Origin of the sequence: Acinetobacter apis (genome assembly GCF_900197575.1) — a bacterium.
Lineage (GTDB): Bacteria > Pseudomonadota > Gammaproteobacteria > Pseudomonadales > Moraxellaceae > Acinetobacter > Acinetobacter apis.
Genome location: NZ_FZLN01000002.1, coordinates 1 through 19,457, shown reverse-complemented (window position 1 = coordinate 19,457; position 19,457 = coordinate 1). Strand labels below are relative to the sequence as shown.

The window sequence follows — 19,457 nt, the reverse complement described above, 5'->3', positions numbered from 1 at the left end:
TAAAGGTGTATGATTTTTAACTCGAAAATCTACATCAACTAGGGGAAAATGTGTCAAAATCTGCATTAAAAATTTTAGAGACCGCTGAATTTTTATTTAATCAGCTTGGGTTCACACGTGTTGGCGTGGACTTGATCCGTGATCAATCGGGGTGCTCTAAAACAACATTGTATACTCATTTTAAAAATAAAAATGAGTTGATTCGGCAAGTTTTAATTTTAAGGGATCGTCGCTTTCGTGAAGAGTTGCAAGCATATGTTCGTAAACATGATTGGGAGGATGCACTAATTGCAATATTCGATTGGCATTTTGAATGGTTCCAGTCGAAGGATTTTAAAGGTTGTTTATTTGTTCGTGCTGTTGGCGAGTCTTCAGAGTCTGAAGAGGATATTTCAATACAAGCAAAGATCCATAAAATTTGGATGCGAAACTTTATTCATGAAGTTTGTAAACAACAAGGTTATTCTGTCAATGTAGCTGAGTTAGCTTATAACTTGATTGAAGGTCTAACGAGCAGGTTTTTAGTAGAAGGCTATGATCATAGTGTGGCAGCAGAAGCTAAACACACTATAATCAGGGTCACTCAATTACTTTAGAATAGTCTCATGCATTTAAAACAGTTAATCCTGTTTAGTTTTTGCATTTGATTTTTTCTTTTTCTTAATTTTTTTCTTTTTTTCTTTGCTTGAGATTTTCGTAGCCTTTTTATCTTTATCTGCCTTTTCTCCTGCATGTGACTTTTTATTTTGGCCTTGCGGTTTTTTGGCTGATCGTGGTTTTTTGGCTGCGGTATGATCAATCACGGTGGACTCTTTATGCTCAGACGAGGTGGTTTTTCGTGTGGGTGTAAAGACGTCCTCTCGCTGTGCTTGAGGTTTGCTATTACGGCGCGGTGCACGCTCACGAACCAAACGACCAGCATGACTCACTTGTTTAATCAATTCAAAATCAATTTTTCGCTCTTCTAAGCTCACACCTGCCACTTTAATTTTAACTTCATCACCTAAGCCAAAAATTTGACCATGGTTTTGACCAATTAAGGTTTGGCTTGCCATGTCATAAACAAAGAAGTCATCTCCCAATTGACTGATATGAATCATACCATCGACATAAAGATCTTTGAGTGTGACGAAAAGACCAAACTCAGTCACCGTGGTAATATGACCGATAAACTCATCACCTAAATGCTGTTTCATATAGTGACATTTAAGCCATGATGTCACATTACGTGATGCTTCATCTGCACGGCGTTCTGTTCTTGAGAACTGTTCACCTGCATCATCTAATGCTTGTCCTGAGATTGGAGCCGGGCGTTCATTTAAATGGGCTTTAATTGCACGGTGTAAAAGTAAATCAGGATAACGACGAATTGGTGAGGTAAAATGGGTATAAGCATCATATGCTAAACCAAAGTGACCTGCATTTTTTGCACCGTAATAGGCTTGCATCATTGAGCGTAACAATACAGAGTGAATACTTTGTGCATCAATACGGTCTTTGGTGGCTTCGATGACTTTTTGATAATCTGCTTGAGTTGGATTTTCTGGGAATTGAAGTCCAAGCAGTTTTACAAAGTCGCGCACTTTTTGAATTTTTGTGTGCTCAGGTGCTTCATGTACACGGTACAACATCGGTACTTCATGTTGCAGTGCATATTCAGCAGCAGCAACGTTGGCAAGCAACATACATTCTTCAATTAATTTATGGGCATTATTACGTTGTCTAGGAATGATTTCTTTAATGCCGCCTAAATCATCAAATGTCATATAGGTTTCTGTGGTTTCAAATTCCATGGCATGACGCTTTGCTCGTAAATCTTTTAAGATGCCATAGAGCTGAAATAAAGTATTTAATGACTTTTGAACATCACGATCATTCGGAATCGCTTGTGAGTCGCCATCAAAATACTGACCCACTTGGGTATAGGTTAAACGTGCTTTTGAGTGCATCACAGCAGGATAAAATGTATAGCCTGTCACACGACCTAAGCGAGATAGTGTTAAGTCACAGACCATACATAAACGGTCAACGTGTGGGTTGAGCGAGCATAAACCATTCGATAAAGCTTCAGGCAACATTGGTAAAACATAATGTGGAAAATAAACTGATGTACCGCGCTCTTTGGCTTCATCATCTAAGGGCTTGTCTGGACGAACATAATGACTGACATCCGCGATTGCCACCACAACACGGAAACCACCACCTGGGCGTTTTTCTGCAAACACAGCATCATCAAAGTCGCGCGCATCTTCACCATCAATAGTCACTAAAGGGAGTTCGCGTAAATCTACCCGATTTTTACGATCTGCTGCGGTTGGTTCTTTAAAACGCTCAGCATCTTGAATAACTTCTTCTGGAAACTCATACGGTAAGCCAAATTCTAAAATCGTTTGTGGGATAATAATTTCAGTATCCGCTTTGTCTGCCATCGACTGCACAATATGGCCAGTTGCGAAGGTTTCCCGTGTTGGATAGTCATCAATTGCAATACGAATAGAGTCGCCAACTTGAGCACCGGCATGATCAATCAGCTCTTTTTCAAGTGTAATCGGCTGATGCTGGTTAGGCGCTGCAGGCTGTACGAAGTATTCGCCTTCATGTTCACAAATTTTACCAATTAACTGCTTTACGCGATGTTGTTCAACACTTTCAATAAAACCCCACGCTTTGCCTTTACGATCTACTGACGTTTTACGGACTTTGACGCGGTCGCCGTTAAAGATTAAGCGTAATTCGCGTTCAGCCAACAACAGTGCATCTTCACCATCAATATGTGCTGAACCGAGTCCTTTATTATTAATATAAACCGTGGCGTCATGAGCAGGTTGTTCTGGCAAGATAGAAAATTTCATGCCTTCTTTACCCAATTGACCATCACGTACCATGGCACTTAAACGATGGTTAAGTGCTTCAATACTTTTTTGATCTTGGATTTGAAAATGGTCCACAAATTCAGCATGTGAAAAAGGTTGTTTAGACTGGTTAATCGTTTCAAGAATGAGGGTACGACTTGGAATAGGATTGTCATAACGTTCAGATTCAGCTTTAGCTTCAGGGTCCACCCAATTTTTAATCATATCTTTGTCTTCTTATTACGAGATAGGATAAGCATAAGTCATAGCGACTCAGACTGCACGGGATACCTGTAAATTTCTATACAGTTTATGCAGTTAATCTATTTCACTTGGCTGTTATTGTGTATAAAAAGAACAGATTAAGTGAAATTGTTTAAAAAGTAAGTAACTGAACCAATATTTTTAAATTTATTGCGTTCATCGCTTGCGTATCGGGTACGAAGTTTGTATTATTGCGTCTCGTTACGGTGAGATGGGTGAGTGGCTGAAACCACGTCCCTGCTAAGGACGCATACGGGTAACTGTATCGAGGGTTCGAATCCCTCTCTCACCGCCAACATACTTAACGCGCTCATAGCTCAGCTGGATAGAGCACTTGGCTACGAACTAAGGGGTCGGGAGTTCGAATCTCTCTGAGCGCACCAAGTATGTTATGTAACGATGACAATGAAGTCAATAAAATAATACCTGCGCTCATAGCTCAGCTGGATAGAGCACTTGGCTACGAACTAAGGGGTCGGGAGTTCGAATCTCTCTGAGCGCACCAAATTCGAAACAAAGAAACCGCATATTGTGCGGTTTTTTTGTGTCTGTAAAAACATCATGTGATCATGCTGTATATGAATGTTGAGATTGTCTTATAAAAATAAGATTAATCATGTTCATTTTAAGTATTCCACATTATGCTCTTATCCATATTAAACTCTCGATTGAAAACGAAACTATGTCTGAACAAAAACCTGCACTGTCTTTGGATTACTTGTTAAATTTAGATGAGTCGCAAGATGGCTTTAAATTAATGACTTTAGGGAAAAAGCAGCTTACACAATGGATTACTCCATTAATTAGTGTCGGTTTAATTGTGTGGGGTTTTTATTTAGGCTTTGCAGGAATTGGACGTTATTATGTGGGTTTAGGCGCGGTATTTCTAACATTGCAATTGGCTGTTCGTTATGTGGTTTTACCCATGATTTTTAAACGTCAATTTGTGAAGTATCAATTGGGAAAAAATCAACAGACTATTTTATTGTTTCAGCATTATTTTGAAGTCATATCTAACGGTCGTCAAAAAACATATACTTATTCTGAAGTGAAGCATTTCGCAGAAGGGAAGCTGACTTATGTGATTGAACTAAAAACACGCGTTGTCATCATTGTACCTAAACGTGTTATGACAGAACCACATCAAGTCGCAGCATTTGTAAATACATTCAAAAAATAATTCAAGGAAAGAAAATGACCGCTCAACCCTCAAAAATTGTTTGTGTTGGACGCAGTTATGCCGCGCATGCTAAAGAGCTTGGCAATGCAGTACCTACACAACCTGTATTGTTTATCAAGCCGCCAAGCAGTTTAGCTAGCCTTGCACAGGGTGTGCGTTGGAACACCGCTTTGGGCAGTTGTCATTATGAATGTGAACTTGTTATTCAAATTAAAACGCCGTTAAGCCAAGTCACAGATCCTACTTTGGCATTGGCAGCGATTGGTGGAGTGACTTTAGGCTTAGATTTGACATTAAGAGATGTACAAACAGCCATGAAAACGCAAGGTCAGCCATGGGAGCGTGCTAAGGCATATGATGGCTCATGTATTTTGGGCGAATGGGTTGCACCGCAATTATTACCACATTGGGATCAGATTCATTTTCAATTCAAGGTTAATGGAGAAACCCGTCAGCAAGGTGATACAGCACTGCTATTATTCTCAATTGCAGAGTTAATTTGTGATATTAGCCAAGCATTTACATTAAATGAAGGTGATGTAATTATGACAGGTACACCTGCAGGCGTTGGTGCACTGCAACATGGTGATCAATTAGACATGATATTATTTGGACAAGAACAAACATTTACTTGGCAAACACATGTAGCATAGCGATTATGAAACAAAAAAAGCCACAATAATGTGGCTTTTTTTGTTTCAAGTAACCTTAATCTTCTTTTTTGTCTTCAAAAAGAGAAGACATTGGAATAGCTAATTCTTCAGCAAGATAATGATTAGATTGAATTAACTTTGGACCTAAACGTTTCATCCATTCATCATCTGGGTGGATATGACCAATTTCTTCATTGGTTGGCAGAGTGAAGGGCAGCTCTTTATAAAAACTCCAAAAATCGATGTGTGATAAATTACGAATAAGCACATATTCATCATTATTGGTGGATTTAATAAATTGTTGCTGCTCTAAAATTTGTATATAGGCTGGCCATCGACCGACTTCACCACGTCCTAAAACGGTTAAACCGTCCTTTTCACTAACAGTTTCCCCAACGATTTGTTTTTTATAAAACAGCTCTAAGATATCAAGCATCATTACAAGTGGGTGGCGCGTTTCGATTTTACCTGTATTAAATGAAGTCAGTGCAAAGCTGATTTCAACACCCAATAAAATAATGTTCCAAGATAAATAAATCCACAGGAGAAAAATAGGTATGGCAGCAAAGGCACCATAAATCAGCTCATAACTTGTGAAGTTAGACATGATATAACCAAAAAAGGTTTTTAGAAGCTGAAACACTGTACCGCTAAAAATTGCAGCTGTTAACGCGGATTTTAATGGAATAGAGCGGTTTGGAATGGTCCAATAAATAAAGAAAAAGCCAAGTACAATGAGTGAGTAGGAAATTAATGCAAGAAAAAATGTGCTGTCAATTTGATAGCCACTAAAGTTGTTATTTAATACATTTAATGATGTGACAGCTGATGAAATAACAAACGCTGTACCCAATAAAATAGGACCTAAAGAAATAATGGTCCAATAGCGCATGAAGCCAACAATGCCGCTTCGCTTTTCTTTAATTCGCCAAATTCGATTAAATACATCTTCAATGCTGTTTAGCATCATTACGGATGTAATAAATAAGAACAAAATACCAATCACTGTTAAGTTGCTAGATTTATCGGTAAATGAGCTCAGGGCCTTGTCAAATGCAATCGAGCTTTTTGGTAAAAAATTACTATAAATTAATTGCTGGAGTTGTTGCCGTGCAGGTTCTAAGGCTTTGATCGATGAGATAATCACCAAAAAAACCGTTAACATGGGGACCACTGCAAATAGCGTGGTATAAGTTAAAGATGCTGCTTTATCACGGCAGCGGTCTGATTCAAAACGAGAAATCACAAATAAAATAAATTGAAACCATGTTTTCTCATAAAAGGGCAGTTTTTTTAAGTATTGAAGCATCTATCTTCGCCTAATTTTTCTAATATGAATAATTGTGTATGCAAACAGTGTATCGATTTTCATAAAAGTTGTAAAAATCTAAAACAAAGAATGCTCAGTATGCAAAATGGACATGCAAGCTTTGATTGTGTCGATGATATGTTTGATGATTGGACAAGTCAGTTAAAATAAAAAAGACCGCTTGGCGGTCTTTTTTAGTGTTATCTAACAAAAGTGACCTGATTATTCTCGAGTGATTCAACGCGTGCCAAAGATTCAACACGGTATCCTTTTTCAAGTAATAGTGCTCGACCTGTTTGAAACGATTTTTCAATCACAATACCCACGCCAACAATTTCAGCATTGGCTTGATGAATCAGATCAATTAAACCAAGTGCTGCTTGACCATTGGCAAGAAAATCATCAATCACAAGTACTTTGTCTGTACTATGAATATGCTTATTTGAAATCGCAATAGTACTTTCAGTTTGCTTGGTGAATGAAAATACTTTTGAGCGGTATAAATCATCTTTAAGGGTTAATGATTGATACTTGCGTGCAAAAATAACAGGGACACCCAATTCAAGGCCTGCCATTACTGCAGGGGCAATGCCTGATGCTTCAATGGTAATGATCTTTGTGATGCCTTGATCTTTAAAACGCGCAGCAAATTCTTGACCAATTTGCTGCATTAACACAGGATCAATTTGATGGTTTAAAAACGCATCAACTTTCAAGACATGGTTGGATAGAACGATACCTTCGGTGAGGATTTTCTGTTCTAGTGCTTGCACGGTGTGAAACCTCGACATATTGAATGCTTTTTAAGCGAGAAGATATTTTAAAAAGCATAATAAAAAATGCAAGTCCTAATCTTGAAAAGTGATGAATTTGTTATCACTTGTATTGAATCAATGAGATGGCATAAGAGCTACCACCATCATTATGCGCCACTTTTACAGGTAAGTAGTCAAGCTGAGGTGCAAGCCAAAACAGTGTATTACGCTCAGGTTTGCCATGCTCTAGTTTGAATTTTAAGCTTTTGATGTTGCCATAAGGGGTTTTGACGGTTTCTTCGCCCAATTTGACAAATTTACGCGCGTCAATGCCTTTGGCATCGGTAATGTAATAGACAGATTTTAATTGATTCTTTTTCAGATCTTCACGAATCTGAATTTCTGCATTCAGCTCGTCTAATGGGTTATTTTCTAATTTGAAAGAACGTGCTTTACCACTTTTATTGGTGGAAACCATGTTGCTGTTATGGTCATAGTTGATTTTTAAACTGTCTGAAATACCAATATAGTTTGTTGCACGGTTAAAGCGATCAGAAATAACTTGGTCTTTATTGACATGGAATTCACTTGTTTCGCTAGCAGATGCAATAAATCCTGCTTTGGCATTAAAGGTATAAATCCAGCGTTGGTCACCTTGTTGCTTGAGTTCGCGAGTGGCAGTGCTGATATTTTTCCCATTATAAGAAAATTGATACGTGGCTTGGAATGGAGTAATTGCAAATGCGGATGCAGACGCCATGAGCATCGTTGCAAGAAAGCCAGTATGAAAATAGGTTTTAACTGCCATAACCAAAAAACTCCAATAAAAAGGAATAACCGTTTTATTATCATTTCATAATTAAGTTTAAATTTCAGCGTCTAAGTGTGCAGAAAGTGTAGCTTAAACCGGATCTTGGGGATCTGCTTTCGCATCTACAGGCGCTTTATTCATGAGTGCAGCTAAATTTAAATTACCCATGACGACAAGTTCTGCTTCACGCAGTACAGCATGTTTGACACGGACTTTGTTTAAGGTCTCTAAAACTGATTGGTTTTTTCCAAGCCATTTATTTAAATCTAAATGTAGTAATTCATCTTTTACTTTGAGTACATCAAAGCGCTGTAAAATCATGCCAAGCGGATCTTTTTTGAGTACTTTTTGGTAGAAAAAGAGTGCAGACTGAACAGCCCACTTTTGTAGAATATTTTTATATGTTGCATCTATGACTTGGGTTTGACTAATTTGTTCAAACACAATGAGCTGCGTTGTTTTGTTCATTTCCATTTTTAAGACTTTTAAGTCTACAGAAAGTGTGGTGTGTAAGCCTTGTACATCAATTGTGGCATACAAACGTAACCAATCATCATGTAAATCTGCATGTAGGTCTTTGAGTAAGCCGACATTGTCTGTAACAAAGCGTTTAAATGTTGCATTTAAGAATACTTGAGAGACTGCAAACTCTCGTTCGTCCTCAATGAAACCTCCTGCTTTGCGATATACATCTTGTATATAGTTAGAAATATTTGTAATAAACGTTGACATAAGTATTCCGCAATAACTGTCATATGACGCACAATTTATTTGAATTAGAACAAAAAAAGACAGCTTAATCTATATATTTTGACTATTTGAATTGGCTGAATATGCAGTTGCTTTAAGCAATTAATATTAAATTTATAAGGATTGAAGCATAACCCCATGCGATTATACTTCAACTTGTGGCTTAAAAAGCAGCAAATCAGTAAATTATTCCATATCTATTGAAAAAGAGGCATCGTAAGGGTTCGGAAGATCAAGTTTTTGTAAAATTTGAATTTCGATGTATTCCATTTCTTCAGCATCTTCTTCACTGAGTTCATGGTCATAACCAATCAAGTGTAAAACGCCGTGCACCAGCATATGAGTAAAGTGGGCAAGGGGCGTTTTGCGTTGTGTATTTGCTTCTTCTAAGACTACAGGAATACAAATGACTAAGTCACCAAGAGGAACTTGCTCTAATACATCAAGCAATTCATCAGGTAAATCGCTTGGAAAAGACAACACGTTGGTGGGTTTGTCTTTTTGGCGATATTGTAAATTATATGAATGACTTTCTTCTTCATCCACACAAGCAATACCTACTTCATAATCTTTTTTAAGTTCAAGATAGCGCAGTGTGGTTTCAATGACTTTTTTAATATAGGCACGTTTTAGCACCAAAGTTGGTGCTAAAACATTTTGTTGTAAGGTTAATTCAAGTTTCAATTTCAATCCTAAGTGGTTTGATGTTGATGGTCTGCAGCAACATCATTTTCTCGAATCAATGCTTCTTGACGTGCTTTGCGTGCAGCACGTTCTTCGGAACCAATTCGCTGTTGTTCACTGTCCCAACCCTCATAGGCTTCAACAATTTTTTGAACCAATTGATGACGCACAACATCACGAGAATGGAAACGAGTGATGTGAATTTCTTTTACAGGTTCAAGTACACGTAAAGCATGTGCTAAACCAGATTGTTGGCCGCGTGGTAAATCGACCTGAGTAATGTCACCTGTAATGACCGCACGTGAACCAAAACCTAAGCGTGTGAGGAACATTTTCATTTGCTCAGGCGTAGTATTTTGCGCCTCATCTAAAATGACAAATGAGTGGTTCAGTGTGCGACCACGCATATAAGCAAGTGGTGCAACCTCAATCACTTGACGTTCAATCAGTTTTGCAACTTTTTCAAAGCCAAGCATTTCATATAAAGCGTCATAAAGTGGACGTAAATAAGGGTCAATTTTTTGCGTTAAATCGCCAGGTAAGAAGCCGAGTTTTTCACCAGCTTCAACCGCAGGACGAACCAATAAAATACGCTGTATTTCATTACGCTCAAGCATATCTGTTGCTGCAGCCACAGCCAAATATGTTTTACCTGTTCCGGCAGGACCAATACCAAAAGAAATATCACTTTGTAAAATGCGTTGGACATAACGTTTTTGGTTTAAACCACGTGGCGTAATGCGACCTTTACGTGTTTGTAACCATACATCGTCAAGGCCTGTATGCTCTTGGTTAGGGTCCTCGCTTAAATCAACGTCAGTTTGACTTGCCTGAATTAATAAGTGAATTTGGTCTGCAGTCACTTGTTTTGATGATTCAGACTCTTCATATAATTTATTCAATAAAGACTCAGCACGTGCAACAGTATCTAAGTCACCATCGACATAAAACGAATCGCCTCTATGAATAATATTTACATCTAAGCGTTGTTCTATTTGTTTTAAATGGCTGTTATACGCGCCAAGCATAATTTTTAAATGTTCAATTGAAATGCCAGGAAAAGCGACTGTACGTCTAATCGATGTAGTCAAAAGTATCCCTTTATTAGGTGATGAAGTGATACCCCTACATTACGCCACGTTAGCCTCAACATTCAAGAGTTTCGCAGTAACTAAATTCAAGGTTTGAATTTCAATCACTTCGACCTCTACAAACTGCCCAATTAATGATACATCGCCTTCAAATGTCACATAACGGGTATTGTCCGCCGTACCTGTGAGCATCGTTGGATCATTTTTAGATATGCCTTCAACCAAAACGCGTTGTTTGGTACCAAGCATGGCATCAGTTTTTTCAATACTCGATTGTTTAATGACTTTTTGAACTTGAGCCAAACGAGCTTTTTTAATCAGTTCAGGCAAAGTATCTTCAAGCTCAGCGGCAGGTGTACCTGGACGTTTTGAGTAAATAAAGCTGTATGAGTGGTCAAAGTCGAGAGCATGAATGAAATCTAATGTCTCTTGAAAATGAACATCTGTTTCGCCTGGGAAGCCAATAATAAAATCACTTGATAAATGCATATCAGGGCGAACTTGACGTAGTTTTGCAATTTTATCAATGTAAACATCAATGGTATGGTTACGCTTCATGCCTTGTAACACGTCATTTGAGCCGCTTTGTACTGGCAAGTGTAAGTGCGAAACCATTTGTGGCAGGTCACGATAACAATCAATCAGCTCATCTGAAAATTCAAGCGGATGCGATGTGGTATAACGTAAACGACCAATGCCAGGAATCTCTGCAACCAAGCGTAACAGCTCAGGGAAGGTACAAATTCCACCATCAAAGGTTTCACCACGATAGCCATTGACGTTTTGACCCAATAGCGATACTTCGCGTACGCCTTTTTCTGCAAGTGTTGCAATTTCAGATAACACATCATCTAATGGGCGAGAGACTTCTTCACCTCGGGTGTAAGGCACCACACAAAAAGAACAATATTTTGAGCAGCCTTCCATAATTGAAACAAATGCTTTATGACCTTCTACACGGGGTTCAGGTAAAAAATCAAATTTCTCAATATCTGGAAATGAAATATCAACCAATTTAATTTTTTGTTTTTTGGGCGCAGCCAATTGCTCTTCATGCTGATCAAGCATTTGTGGCAAGCGATGTAATGTTTGCGGGCCAAATACCATGTCAACATAAGGTGCACGTTTTTGGATATTGTCACCTTCTTGCGACGCAACACAACCACCAACACCAATCACAAGATCTGGATTTTTATTTTTAAGCTTTCTCCAACGTCCCAATTGGCTAAATACTTTTTCTTGTGCTTTTTCACGGATTGAACAGGTGTTCATCAGTAAAATATCAGCATCTTCTGGGTTGCTGGTTAATACATATCCATGCGAGTCGCCCAAAAGGTCGGCCATACGATGACTGTCATATTCATTCATTTGGCATCCTTGTGTTTCAATGTAAAGTTTTTTAACCATTGAAACGTCATGAGGATGCAAAGGCTGGTGAACAGTGTTGTCTGAGGCAGCTTCGGCACGCGAAGGAATAAAAGTTTGAACCGTCATGTAGGCTCCTAAATACAAAGGTTAAGCAGGGAAGCTCATGGCTTCACACAACAGCAAAAAAAGAGCACGCATACTAGCATTTTTCTGTATAAACGAGTAGTGTAACGCGTTCATTGCAGGTAAATAAGCCTGTAAATTTGTAAATAATTACACAACATAACAATAATAAAGTGGGCACAAAGATTACACTGATGAGGTCAAATTGATGATCGGATATTTTTGTTTTTATGAGCAATTTACAGGTAAAACATCGTCAGAAAAAGCATAAATGCCCTCTGAATGCCATGATCTTTGGTTTATCGTTAGGTTGTTCATTGGCTACTGTATCTTTTGCTTCAAATGATCAGTTCAAAGATGCTTTAACTGCCTCAAATAGTGGAAACACGGCATTACTCGATCAGTATGCATTGGCAATGCAAAATGATGTCTTGGGCTATTATCCTGAATATTTTAAATTAAATGCTGATTTGGTGATGCAGTCACCAAATAGCATTATTCAATTTGCTCAAAAATATCCGCAGTCGGCTATGGCAGAAAAACTAGCAGCAGATTATGTGGAAGAAAAAGCCAAGGTCATGATGTTTGCAGATGCAGTGCCTGTACTGCCTTATGTTACCAATCCTGATCGTTCAGAAAGCTGTGCTGTTGCACAAACCCGTGCGCAAACAGGTGACCCGCTTGTTTTTGCAGAATATCGAGACTTGTGGTTAAGCACCAATAGCATGCCTGATTTATGCTTGGGCTTAACACGTATGATGCTTAATAGTCCTTTAATGACCACAGAAGATAAACAACAGCGTTTATGGACACAGCTTCGTGCGGGACAAATTGGATTAGCAACTTCGGTTGCACAAAATTTGGGTGTCAATATTACCATTGCTCAGTTAACTCAAATTCAAGCTAATCCACTTGGTTATCTATGGTCTGCGCCAAAAAATAATGCTGCAGATTATGCCTATTTAATTTTTGCTTTAGGTCGGCTATCTGACAGTGATTTAACTGCAGGTTTAGGTGCTGTGAACCGAGCAGCAGAAGGGGTGCCAGCAGATGTACAAAAATATTTATACCGAACCGTAGCTTATATTGGTGGCACAACTGTATTAAAAAACAACTTTAATCGCATTATATTGAACTATTTTGATTCAAGTTATGGTATACCATTTAGTCAAGAAGAAGCTGAAATTTATGCAAGACAGGCCATTCGTTTTGGGGCTTGGGAAAGTTTAATTCGAGCAATTTCAGTGATGGGGGTGGATCAGCAACGTGAAGATCGTTGGCAATATTGGTTAGCACGTGCTTATGAACAACGTCAAGATGATGCATCAAAGCAGCAAGCCAAAGGCATTTATCAGACGCTTGCCCAAAGTGGTGATGACTATCACAACTTATTGGCACAAGAGCATGTAGGTGAAACCTATAGCCGATTTGATCAAGCACAACCCACACCAAGTGATGTCAGTATGCTGAATGCAGACATCAATTTTAACCGCGCATTTGCATTGAAAGCGATTTCGGCACCTGCGCTTTATAGCAACCGTGAGTGGAATTGGGCTGTTAGACAAGCTTATCTAAAGCAAAATGATGGTTTATTACTTGCTGCGGCACAAAAAGCTGCTGCAATGGGTTGGTATGATCGCGCAATATATGCTGCAGAACGTACAGTCAATAAACACAATTATGCGCTTCGCTATTTAACACCTCACCAAACTGCGGTGGTATTACACAGTGGAAATGTTGGATTAGATCCTGCTTGGGCATATGGGCTAATGCGCCAAGAAAGTCGCTTTGTGACAACAGCACGGTCGAATGTGGGGGCAGGCGGCTTAATGCAAATTATGCCAAACACGGCAAAACTTGTGGCACGGCAAATGGGTGAAACATATAACCCTGCTGCACTCAGTGATATGAATACCAATGTGCGCTATGGCACATACTATTTGTCAATGATTCAGTCACAACTGAGTAATAATGCTGTGCTTGCAACCGCAGGATATAACGCAGGCCCAAATCGTGCGCTCAGATGGCAACCTAGTGATCAAAACCTTGTTGCTGATCAATATGTTGAGAGCATTCCGATTGATGAAACACGAAATTATGTAAAGAATGTCATGACCAATACAATTCATTATGGTGCTGTCCTTGGACAGGGCAAACAATATTTAAGCAAATGGATGAAAATGATTCCATTACGCACTGAACAACAGCAGTAAAGCAAATGGACAGAGCGTGGCTTTATCAGGTGAAAAAGAGTGGCAGGTGAGCTGAATGATTAAGAAACAATATTCTCAGTCATGGGTATTTCAAGTGGTGATCCTGTTCGGTGGTACATTGGTATGCTGTTTAAGTGTAAATACACAGGCAGCAAAAACACCACCACTAGGATATATTCTGCATATTCAAATGACACCTGCAGTATGTGCATTAGATGCAACTCAGCAAAAACAAAGAAAATGTTTAGAGGGTTATTCATTAACCATTGGAAGTTTAGTCCCTGAAAATATGGACAGTGAGTGTGCGACCACAACATCACCAACGTTACCGCCGTTACAAGCCAAAGTTGTTGCAAATGTGATTCCTGATGAGCCATATCGGACACAACTATGGCGAACCGTTGGTGGGTGTATGCAAATGAATGCATCGCAGTATTTTAGAACCATTATTAACTATGCACAAAATTTAAAAATACCTGCTGTATTAACAGATAGCACATCACATAGCATTTCAAAGCAAAGTTTAGAAAATCAATTTTTAAGTCTAAATCATGGACTACCTGAACGAGGTATTCATATGACATGTCAAAAAGAGGGCAGATCTACGTTTTTAACGCATATTAGTGTGTGTTATAAAACCAATGGACAGTTTAAAAACTGCCCAGAGAGTGTTTTAGCCTCAAGCTGTCCAAATAATTTTAACGTGCAAGGCACATATTAAAATAATGAGCGAATGATCCGTGAAAAATTGTGATTAAAACGACATCATCAGTCAGTTTGGAGTACAATTGTTTGCGTTTGTGATTTGCAAGAAAATCACAATATGGTTCTGATTTAATGAGATTAATGAAGTCAATTGGAGATAGTTACATGAAGCAACCCGTTCGTGTTGCCGTTACTGGCGCTGCAGGTCAAATTGGATATAGTTTATTATTCCGTATTGCAAGTGGCGAAATGCTAGGGAAAGATCAGCCAGTGATTTTACAATTACTCGAAATCCCAGTTGAAAAAGCACAGCAAGCACTGCAAGGTGTAAAAATGGAATTAGATGACTGTGCCTTTCCATTATTAGCCGATATTATTTGTACAGATGATCCAAATGTTGCTTTTAAAGATGCAGACTATGCATTGCTCGTGGGTGCACGTCCGCGTGGACCAGGTATGGAGCGTGCTGATCTCTTACAAGAAAATGCCAAAATCTTTACTGTACAAGGTAAAGCGCTCAATGATCATGCAAGTCGTGATGTAAAAGTACTGGTTGTTGGAAATCCTGCAAATACCAATGCATATATTGCTATGAAATCTGCACCTGATTTACCTGCAAAAAACTTTACAGCAATGCTTCGTTTAGACCATAACCGTGCATTGACCCAACTTGCTCAAAAAGCAAATGTTCAAGTGGCAGATATTGAAAAGCTTGTGGTATGGGGAAATCACTCACCAACCATGTATGCAGATTATCGTTTTGCTATCGTACATGGTGAAAGCTTAAAAGATAAAATTAATGATGCTGCATGGAATAAAGATGATTTCTTGCCAACTGTAGGTAAGCGCGGTGCAGCAATAATTAATGCACGTGGTTTATCTTCAGCAGCTTCAGCAGCCAATGCGGCTATTGACCACATCCATGATTGGGCTTTAGGGACAAATGGTCAGTGGGTAACCATGGGTATTCCATCAGATGGTTCATATGGTATTCCAGAAGGCGTGATTTATGGTGTGCCAGTGACCTGCCAAGATGGTGAATATACACGCATTGAAGGTTTGGAAATTGATGAATTTAGCCGTGAGCGTATGAATATTACCTTACAAGAGCTTGAAGAAGAGCGCGCAGCGATTGCACATTTATTAAACTAAGCTAAGTTGGCATAAAAAAACACCTCAAATTGAGGTGTTTTTTTTAATGCATTTTTTGCTGTAATAATGTTTGAAACCACGTTAAATCTTTCATTTTTTGAAAAGCAGGATGCTGCTTAACACCTTGGAGGTCAAAAGCATCAGTTGTTGAGTACTTGTTGAGCCAATGGCGTGTCATAGCAACTTCGTCTTTAACAGCATGTGCATAAGCCAACATGAAATAAACATGAGCATCTTGTAAATGCGAAATGGGTTTTAAGATCTGCTGTGTAATTGTTGCAAATCGAATCTCTTTTGAAATTTCATAATACAACATATAAGCACGCACTAATTCTAATGAAATTTGAATATAAAGCTGAACAGCAATCTCTTCAAACTCAATACGAGCTTGCTCTAAAATAGCAATAGCTTCATGTAAAAAGTAAGTTTGTTCTTGTTTATTTTGACTTAAAAGCACCAATTCTAAGCGCAATTCGCCACGCTCTAGTGCAAGTTCAGCTGAATTTTCTTCTAAATATAACTGATCTGTTGCACCAATTCTTTCGATAATATCACGACTCATTTTGCATCCTTCTCAGCTCAATCTATTTAATATGAGGGGGTTTTAAATAATTTAAAGCATAACAATGTAACAAGACGCATTAAGACCATACGCTTTTATCATTTCTAAGCCATGCAGTAATTGACAAGCGTTGTTGATGTGACTGCAACACTTCATGTAATAAATGGCTATCAAAAATTACCAAGCGATTGGGTAGGGGCTGAATCATATGCCATTGATTGGAGCGATCTTGTAGCCGTAATTCACCACCATCATGTGGTTGCCATGTTTGATGAAGATAAAAGACACTTGAGATGACGCGATGGTTTTTTTGCTGAGGGTTGTCACGATGCAGTGCATAGGCTTCGCCTGCGTTATAACAGGCAAAATGTGCTTCAATATCGTTTAAGCCAAAAAAGAAGGCTTGATTTAATAGTTGAGACAACTCAGCCAACATGGCTATATGCTGTTGTGCTTGAACTTGTGTATCAGTTAACCACAAAATATGGTCACTTCGAATATCGCGTGCAATACCATCTTGAATTGCAGCCTTACGAAATTGATCTAATCCATGCACACATTCAATATATAAATTCTTCAAGTAATCAAGATGATAGACATGATCTAGAATCACAAAACCTAAATCATCTAGTTGATTTATCATGTAATTTGTATCTAAATGGGTTGTTAAGTGATCTGTCATGAGATATAAAAAAAACAGCAATAAACAAAAGGAACTCATTTTAGAACAATTTGAGATTCAGCATAGATCTTTTTTTTCATGTTAATATGGCGATTGAAATGAGGAATTTATAGACTTATGAACTACCGTCACCACTTCCATGCTGGAAACTTTGCTGATGTGATGAAGCATACATTATTGCTTCAACTGCTTAGCCGTTTGAATTTAAAAGACAAGCCATATCGCTATATCGATACCCATGGCGGGGCAGGAAAATACAATTTATCAGAAGCACCAGCACAAAAGTCAGGTGAGTTTCTGTCTGGAATTCATCGCCTTGCACAATTATCTGCACAGCAAAAAAAGACGGCACCTGAAGGTGTACGTCATTATTTAGAATTGGTTGAAAAGCTCAGAGAGCAAGAAGGAAAAGGGGCTTATCCAGGTTCTCCTTGGTTTGCTCTTCAAGAAATGCGTGAGGTTGATACAGCCACGATCTTTGAAGTACAGCCTGAAGTTTTTCAACAGCTTGATCATCATATCTATGATAAAAGAGCAGGATTACATCAACGTGATGCCTATGAAGGCTTACTTGGCGTTATTCCACCCAAAGAAAAACGCGGTTTGGTGATGATTGATCCACCTTATGAAATTGAGCGTAAAGATTTTCCGCAATTGGTTGAACTTTTGCAAAGTGCCCATAAAAAATGGCCTACAGGCGTTTTTGCAGTATGGTATCCAATTAAAGACCGTGCCATGATTGACCGATTCTTAAAGAAAATGAGTAAAACAGGCATCCGCCGTCAGTTGGTTTGTGAAATTTGTGTATGGCCAGATGACACACCTGTTGGATTAAATGGGTGTGGATTACTTGTGATTAATCCACCATGGAAATTTGCAGAACAAGCTGCCGAGTCACTGAAATGGCTTGCGCCTGAGTTGAAAATGCATGACTTAGGTGGCTCAACCACAGTTAAATGGCTGGTTGGCGAATAATTCATCAATACATGGGGATATGTATGAGTAAGACATCAAAGCAAGATCATGACTATTCAGATGACATGCATGATGGGTTAACTTTTGAGGTCATTGAAGAGGAAGACACACAAGAAGGTCAGCGTGTACAACGCCGTGGCATTTACTTGTGGCCGAACTTAATCACTACAGCAGCATTACTGTCAGGCTTTTATTCCATTATTGCCAGTATGGATGGACATTATTTGCATGCAATTTATGCCATCTTTTTGTCTGCCTGTTTAGACGGATTAGATGGGCGTGTTGCAAGGGCAATTGGTGCGCAAAGTCCATTTGGAGAGCAGCTTGACTCACTCTCGGATCTGATTGCATTTGGTTTAGCACCAGCCATATTAATGTATAGCTTTAGCTTACATGGCTTAGGGCGTATTGGTTTAGCTTGTTGTTTTGTTTATACCGCCTGTGCAGCATTCCGCTTGGCACGATTTAATGTGCAAATTGGTTCAGTTGACAAACGCTATTTTATTGGGATTGCTAGCCCACTTGGTGCAATCTTAGTGGTCTGTTTAATATGGGTCAGTAAAGATTACCCACATTTCTTTAATACCAAAGACCAAACTGCCCAAATTGCATATGCTATTTACATGGTGGTAACAGGTATTTTGATGATCTCAAACATGAAATATTATTCGTTTAAACAGGTTGACCGTAAACGAGTTCCTTTTATAGTCATGTTACCTGTTGTTTTGGTGCTTGCAGCGATTACATATAATATTCCTGTTGGAATTTTGGTGGTGTGCTTAATTTATGTTGCATCAGGGTTCGTAACAACGTTCTTTGCTAAAAAGCCAGCAGTTGCAGCAGATTAAAAGCAGCTTTTCAAATAAAAAAAGCCAAAGGAAACTTTGGCTTTTTTTTATTTTAAGCAATAAATTTGCTTTTAACGCAGATAAATTAATCAAAAAACACATAAATTGGCTTAAAACGCACAGTAACTGACCAAGCGAGATGAATAATTAAAAAAAGGGGTTGCGTTGGGTTGGGAATGGTTTATAATGCGAATCCATCGGCGGTGCTGTTAGATAAAACTTGTTGATAAACAATAGCTTGGGTTATTGAGTTGGTTTTAGAGACGAACTTTATAGTTTAAGAGTAAGTTTAGAGATGAGGAAAAATAATTAGCACAACTGCTTGACTTCTTCGAAGAAGAGAGTAATATAGCCGACCTAGCTTACTGATGACGAGTCACTAAGTAAATCATTAAAAGCAATGAAGAACAACTTGTGTGGATTTTTGTTGATTGTTACCAATGAATATAAGAATCATTGGTGACTAGAAATAGAAATTTA

Annotated in this window: 18 protein-coding genes and 3 tRNA genes; 11 read left to right on the top strand and 10 right to left on the bottom strand. The window is 38.6% G+C overall.

All coding sequences use genetic code 11. The annotated features are described in order from the left end of the window. Nucleotides 1-50: 50 nt before the first annotated feature. The gene (locus CFY84_RS06555; RefSeq protein WP_088823428.1) at nt 51-596 is read left to right on the top strand and encodes a TetR/AcrR family transcriptional regulator; all 546 of its coding nucleotides are present in this window, start codon (nt 51-53) and stop codon (nt 594-596) included. Nucleotides 597-620: 24 nt separating this feature from the next. Here the strand turns inward: CFY84_RS06555 and rnr are convergent, their stop codons facing one another. Further along, on the bottom strand, nt 621-3,077 hold the full coding sequence (rnr, locus tag CFY84_RS06550) for a ribonuclease R (protein WP_088823427.1): 2,457 nt from the start codon (nt 3,075-3,077) through the stop codon (nt 621-623). A 244-nt stretch (nt 3,078-3,321) separates the two neighbouring features. On the opposite strand from rnr, the gene CFY84_RS06545 reads away from it, so the two are divergent. From CFY84_RS06545 to CFY84_RS06525, 5 genes are all read left to right on the top strand, one after another. Next, nucleotides 3,322-3,411, top strand: a tRNA-Ser gene (locus CFY84_RS06545). Between the two features lie 11 nt (nt 3,412-3,422). Further along, nucleotides 3,423-3,499, top strand: a tRNA-Arg gene (locus CFY84_RS06540). A 45-nt stretch (nt 3,500-3,544) separates the two neighbouring features. Continuing rightward, nucleotides 3,545-3,621: transfer RNA gene (locus CFY84_RS06535), tRNA-Arg, on the top strand. Between the two features lie 177 nt (nt 3,622-3,798). Next, nucleotides 3,799-4,296 carry a YcxB family protein gene (locus CFY84_RS06530; protein ID WP_088823718.1) on the top strand — a complete coding sequence of 166 codons (498 nt, stop codon included), beginning with the start codon at nt 3,799-3,801 and terminating at the stop codon, nt 4,294-4,296. A 14-nt stretch (nt 4,297-4,310) separates the two neighbouring features. Further along, on the top strand, nt 4,311-4,949 hold the full coding sequence (locus CFY84_RS06525) for a fumarylacetoacetate hydrolase family protein (protein WP_088823426.1): 639 nt from the start codon (nt 4,311-4,313) through the stop codon (nt 4,947-4,949). 55 nt (nt 4,950-5,004) lie between these two features. Here CFY84_RS06525 and CFY84_RS06520 read toward each other — a convergent pair whose 3' ends face one another. The 7 genes from CFY84_RS06520 to miaB form a co-directional block, all read right to left on the bottom strand. Further along, nucleotides 5,005-6,258 carry a YhjD/YihY/BrkB family envelope integrity protein gene (locus CFY84_RS06520; protein WP_088823425.1) on the bottom strand — a complete coding sequence of 418 codons (1,254 nt, stop codon included), beginning with the start codon at nt 6,256-6,258 and terminating at the stop codon, nt 5,005-5,007. Between the two features lie 200 nt (nt 6,259-6,458). After that, a complete protein-coding gene (locus CFY84_RS06515) occupies nt 6,459-7,031 on the bottom strand; it encodes a xanthine phosphoribosyltransferase (protein ID WP_088823424.1) in 573 nt (190 codons plus the stop codon). A gap of 103 nt (nt 7,032-7,134) precedes the next feature. Next, nucleotides 7,135-7,821 carry a DUF3108 domain-containing protein gene (locus tag CFY84_RS06510; RefSeq protein ID WP_088823423.1) on the bottom strand — a complete coding sequence of 229 codons (687 nt, stop codon included), beginning with the start codon at nt 7,819-7,821 and terminating at the stop codon, nt 7,135-7,137. A 93-nt stretch (nt 7,822-7,914) separates the two neighbouring features. Further along, nucleotides 7,915-8,556, bottom strand: a complete 642-nt coding sequence (locus tag CFY84_RS06505; protein WP_088823422.1) for a hypothetical protein — start codon at nt 8,554-8,556, stop codon at nt 7,915-7,917. A gap of 204 nt (nt 8,557-8,760) precedes the next feature. Next, a complete protein-coding gene (ybeY, locus tag CFY84_RS06500; RefSeq protein ID WP_088823421.1) occupies nt 8,761-9,258 on the bottom strand; it encodes an rRNA maturation RNase YbeY in 498 nt (165 codons plus the stop codon). Between the two features lie 8 nt (nt 9,259-9,266). Beyond that, a complete protein-coding gene (locus CFY84_RS06495; protein ID WP_088823420.1) occupies nt 9,267-10,349 on the bottom strand; it encodes a PhoH family protein in 1,083 nt (360 codons plus the stop codon). 39 nt (nt 10,350-10,388) lie between these two features. Further along, on the bottom strand, nt 10,389-11,843 hold the full coding sequence (gene miaB / locus CFY84_RS06490) for a tRNA (N6-isopentenyl adenosine(37)-C2)-methylthiotransferase MiaB (RefSeq protein ID WP_088823419.1): 1,455 nt from the start codon (nt 11,841-11,843) through the stop codon (nt 10,389-10,391). 284 nt (nt 11,844-12,127) lie between these two features. Here miaB and CFY84_RS06485 point away from each other — a divergent pair, with 284 nt between their 5' ends. From CFY84_RS06485 to CFY84_RS06475, 3 genes are all read left to right on the top strand, one after another. After that, nucleotides 12,128-14,053 carry a lytic transglycosylase domain-containing protein gene (locus CFY84_RS06485; RefSeq protein ID WP_228149622.1) on the top strand — a complete coding sequence of 642 codons (1,926 nt, stop codon included), beginning with the start codon at nt 12,128-12,130 and terminating at the stop codon, nt 14,051-14,053. Nucleotides 14,054-14,108: 55 nt separating this feature from the next. Then, complete coding sequence (locus CFY84_RS06480; protein ID WP_088823417.1) at nt 14,109-14,774, top strand: ribonuclease T2 family protein; 666 nt, start codon at nt 14,109-14,111, stop codon at nt 14,772-14,774. A 149-nt stretch (nt 14,775-14,923) separates the two neighbouring features. Further along, nucleotides 14,924-15,910, top strand: coding sequence for a malate dehydrogenase (locus tag CFY84_RS06475; protein ID WP_088823416.1), 987 nt, complete (start codon nt 14,924-14,926; stop codon nt 15,908-15,910). Nucleotides 15,911-15,953: 43 nt separating this feature from the next. Here CFY84_RS06475 and CFY84_RS06470 read toward each other — a convergent pair whose 3' ends face one another. Further along, on the bottom strand, nt 15,954-16,472 hold the full coding sequence (locus CFY84_RS06470) for a hypothetical protein (protein ID WP_088823415.1): 519 nt from the start codon (nt 16,470-16,472) through the stop codon (nt 15,954-15,956). A gap of 79 nt (nt 16,473-16,551) precedes the next feature. Next, nucleotides 16,552-17,115, bottom strand: a complete 564-nt coding sequence (locus tag CFY84_RS06465) for a 2OG-Fe(II) oxygenase (RefSeq protein ID WP_407640201.1) — start codon at nt 17,113-17,115, stop codon at nt 16,552-16,554. Nucleotides 17,116-17,271: 156 nt separating this feature from the next. On the opposite strand from CFY84_RS06465, the gene CFY84_RS06460 reads away from it, so the two are divergent. Further along, a complete protein-coding gene (locus tag CFY84_RS06460; RefSeq protein WP_088823413.1) occupies nt 17,272-18,129 on the top strand; it encodes a 23S rRNA (adenine(2030)-N(6))-methyltransferase RlmJ in 858 nt (285 codons plus the stop codon). A 23-nt stretch (nt 18,130-18,152) separates the two neighbouring features. Continuing rightward, nucleotides 18,153-18,977: a CDP-diacylglycerol--serine O-phosphatidyltransferase gene (pssA, locus tag CFY84_RS06455; RefSeq protein WP_088823412.1), complete on the top strand. Its 825-nt coding sequence runs from the start codon at nt 18,153-18,155 to the stop codon at nt 18,975-18,977. Nucleotides 18,978-19,457: the final 480 nt, after the last annotated feature.

What these genes read in the sequence shown, in the direction of transcription:
- CFY84_RS06520 (WP_088823425.1), bottom strand. Translation starts at nt 6,258, where the DNA reads ATGCTTCAATACTTAAAAAAACTGCCCTTTTATGAGAAAACATGGTTT.
- CFY84_RS06510 (WP_088823423.1), bottom strand. Translation starts at nt 7,821, where the DNA reads ATGGCAGTTAAAACCTATTTTCATACTGGCTTTCTTGCAACGATGCTC.
- CFY84_RS06525 (WP_088823426.1), top strand. Translation starts at nt 4,311, where the DNA reads ATGACCGCTCAACCCTCAAAAATTGTTTGTGTTGGACGCAGTTATGCC.
- pssA (WP_088823412.1), top strand. Translation starts at nt 18,153, where the DNA reads ATGAGTAAGACATCAAAGCAAGATCATGACTATTCAGATGACATGCAT.
- CFY84_RS06485 (WP_228149622.1), top strand. Translation starts at nt 12,128, where the DNA reads ATGATCTTTGGTTTATCGTTAGGTTGTTCATTGGCTACTGTATCTTTT.
- CFY84_RS06475 (WP_088823416.1), top strand. Translation starts at nt 14,924, where the DNA reads ATGAAGCAACCCGTTCGTGTTGCCGTTACTGGCGCTGCAGGTCAAATT.
- rnr (WP_088823427.1), bottom strand. Translation starts at nt 3,077, where the DNA reads ATGATTAAAAATTGGGTGGACCCTGAAGCTAAAGCTGAATCTGAACGT.
- CFY84_RS06460 (WP_088823413.1), top strand. Translation starts at nt 17,272, where the DNA reads ATGAACTACCGTCACCACTTCCATGCTGGAAACTTTGCTGATGTGATG.
- CFY84_RS06470 (WP_088823415.1), bottom strand. Translation starts at nt 16,472, where the DNA reads ATGAGTCGTGATATTATCGAAAGAATTGGTGCAACAGATCAGTTATAT.
- CFY84_RS06505 (WP_088823422.1), bottom strand. Translation starts at nt 8,556, where the DNA reads ATGTCAACGTTTATTACAAATATTTCTAACTATATACAAGATGTATAT.
- CFY84_RS06480 (WP_088823417.1), top strand. Translation starts at nt 14,109, where the DNA reads ATGATTAAGAAACAATATTCTCAGTCATGGGTATTTCAAGTGGTGATC.
- miaB (WP_088823419.1), bottom strand. Translation starts at nt 11,843, where the DNA reads ATGACGGTTCAAACTTTTATTCCTTCGCGTGCCGAAGCTGCCTCAGAC.
- CFY84_RS06530 (WP_088823718.1), top strand. Translation starts at nt 3,799, where the DNA reads ATGTCTGAACAAAAACCTGCACTGTCTTTGGATTACTTGTTAAATTTA.
- CFY84_RS06465 (WP_407640201.1), bottom strand. Translation starts at nt 17,115, where the DNA reads ATGATAAATCAACTAGATGATTTAGGTTTTGTGATTCTAGATCATGTC.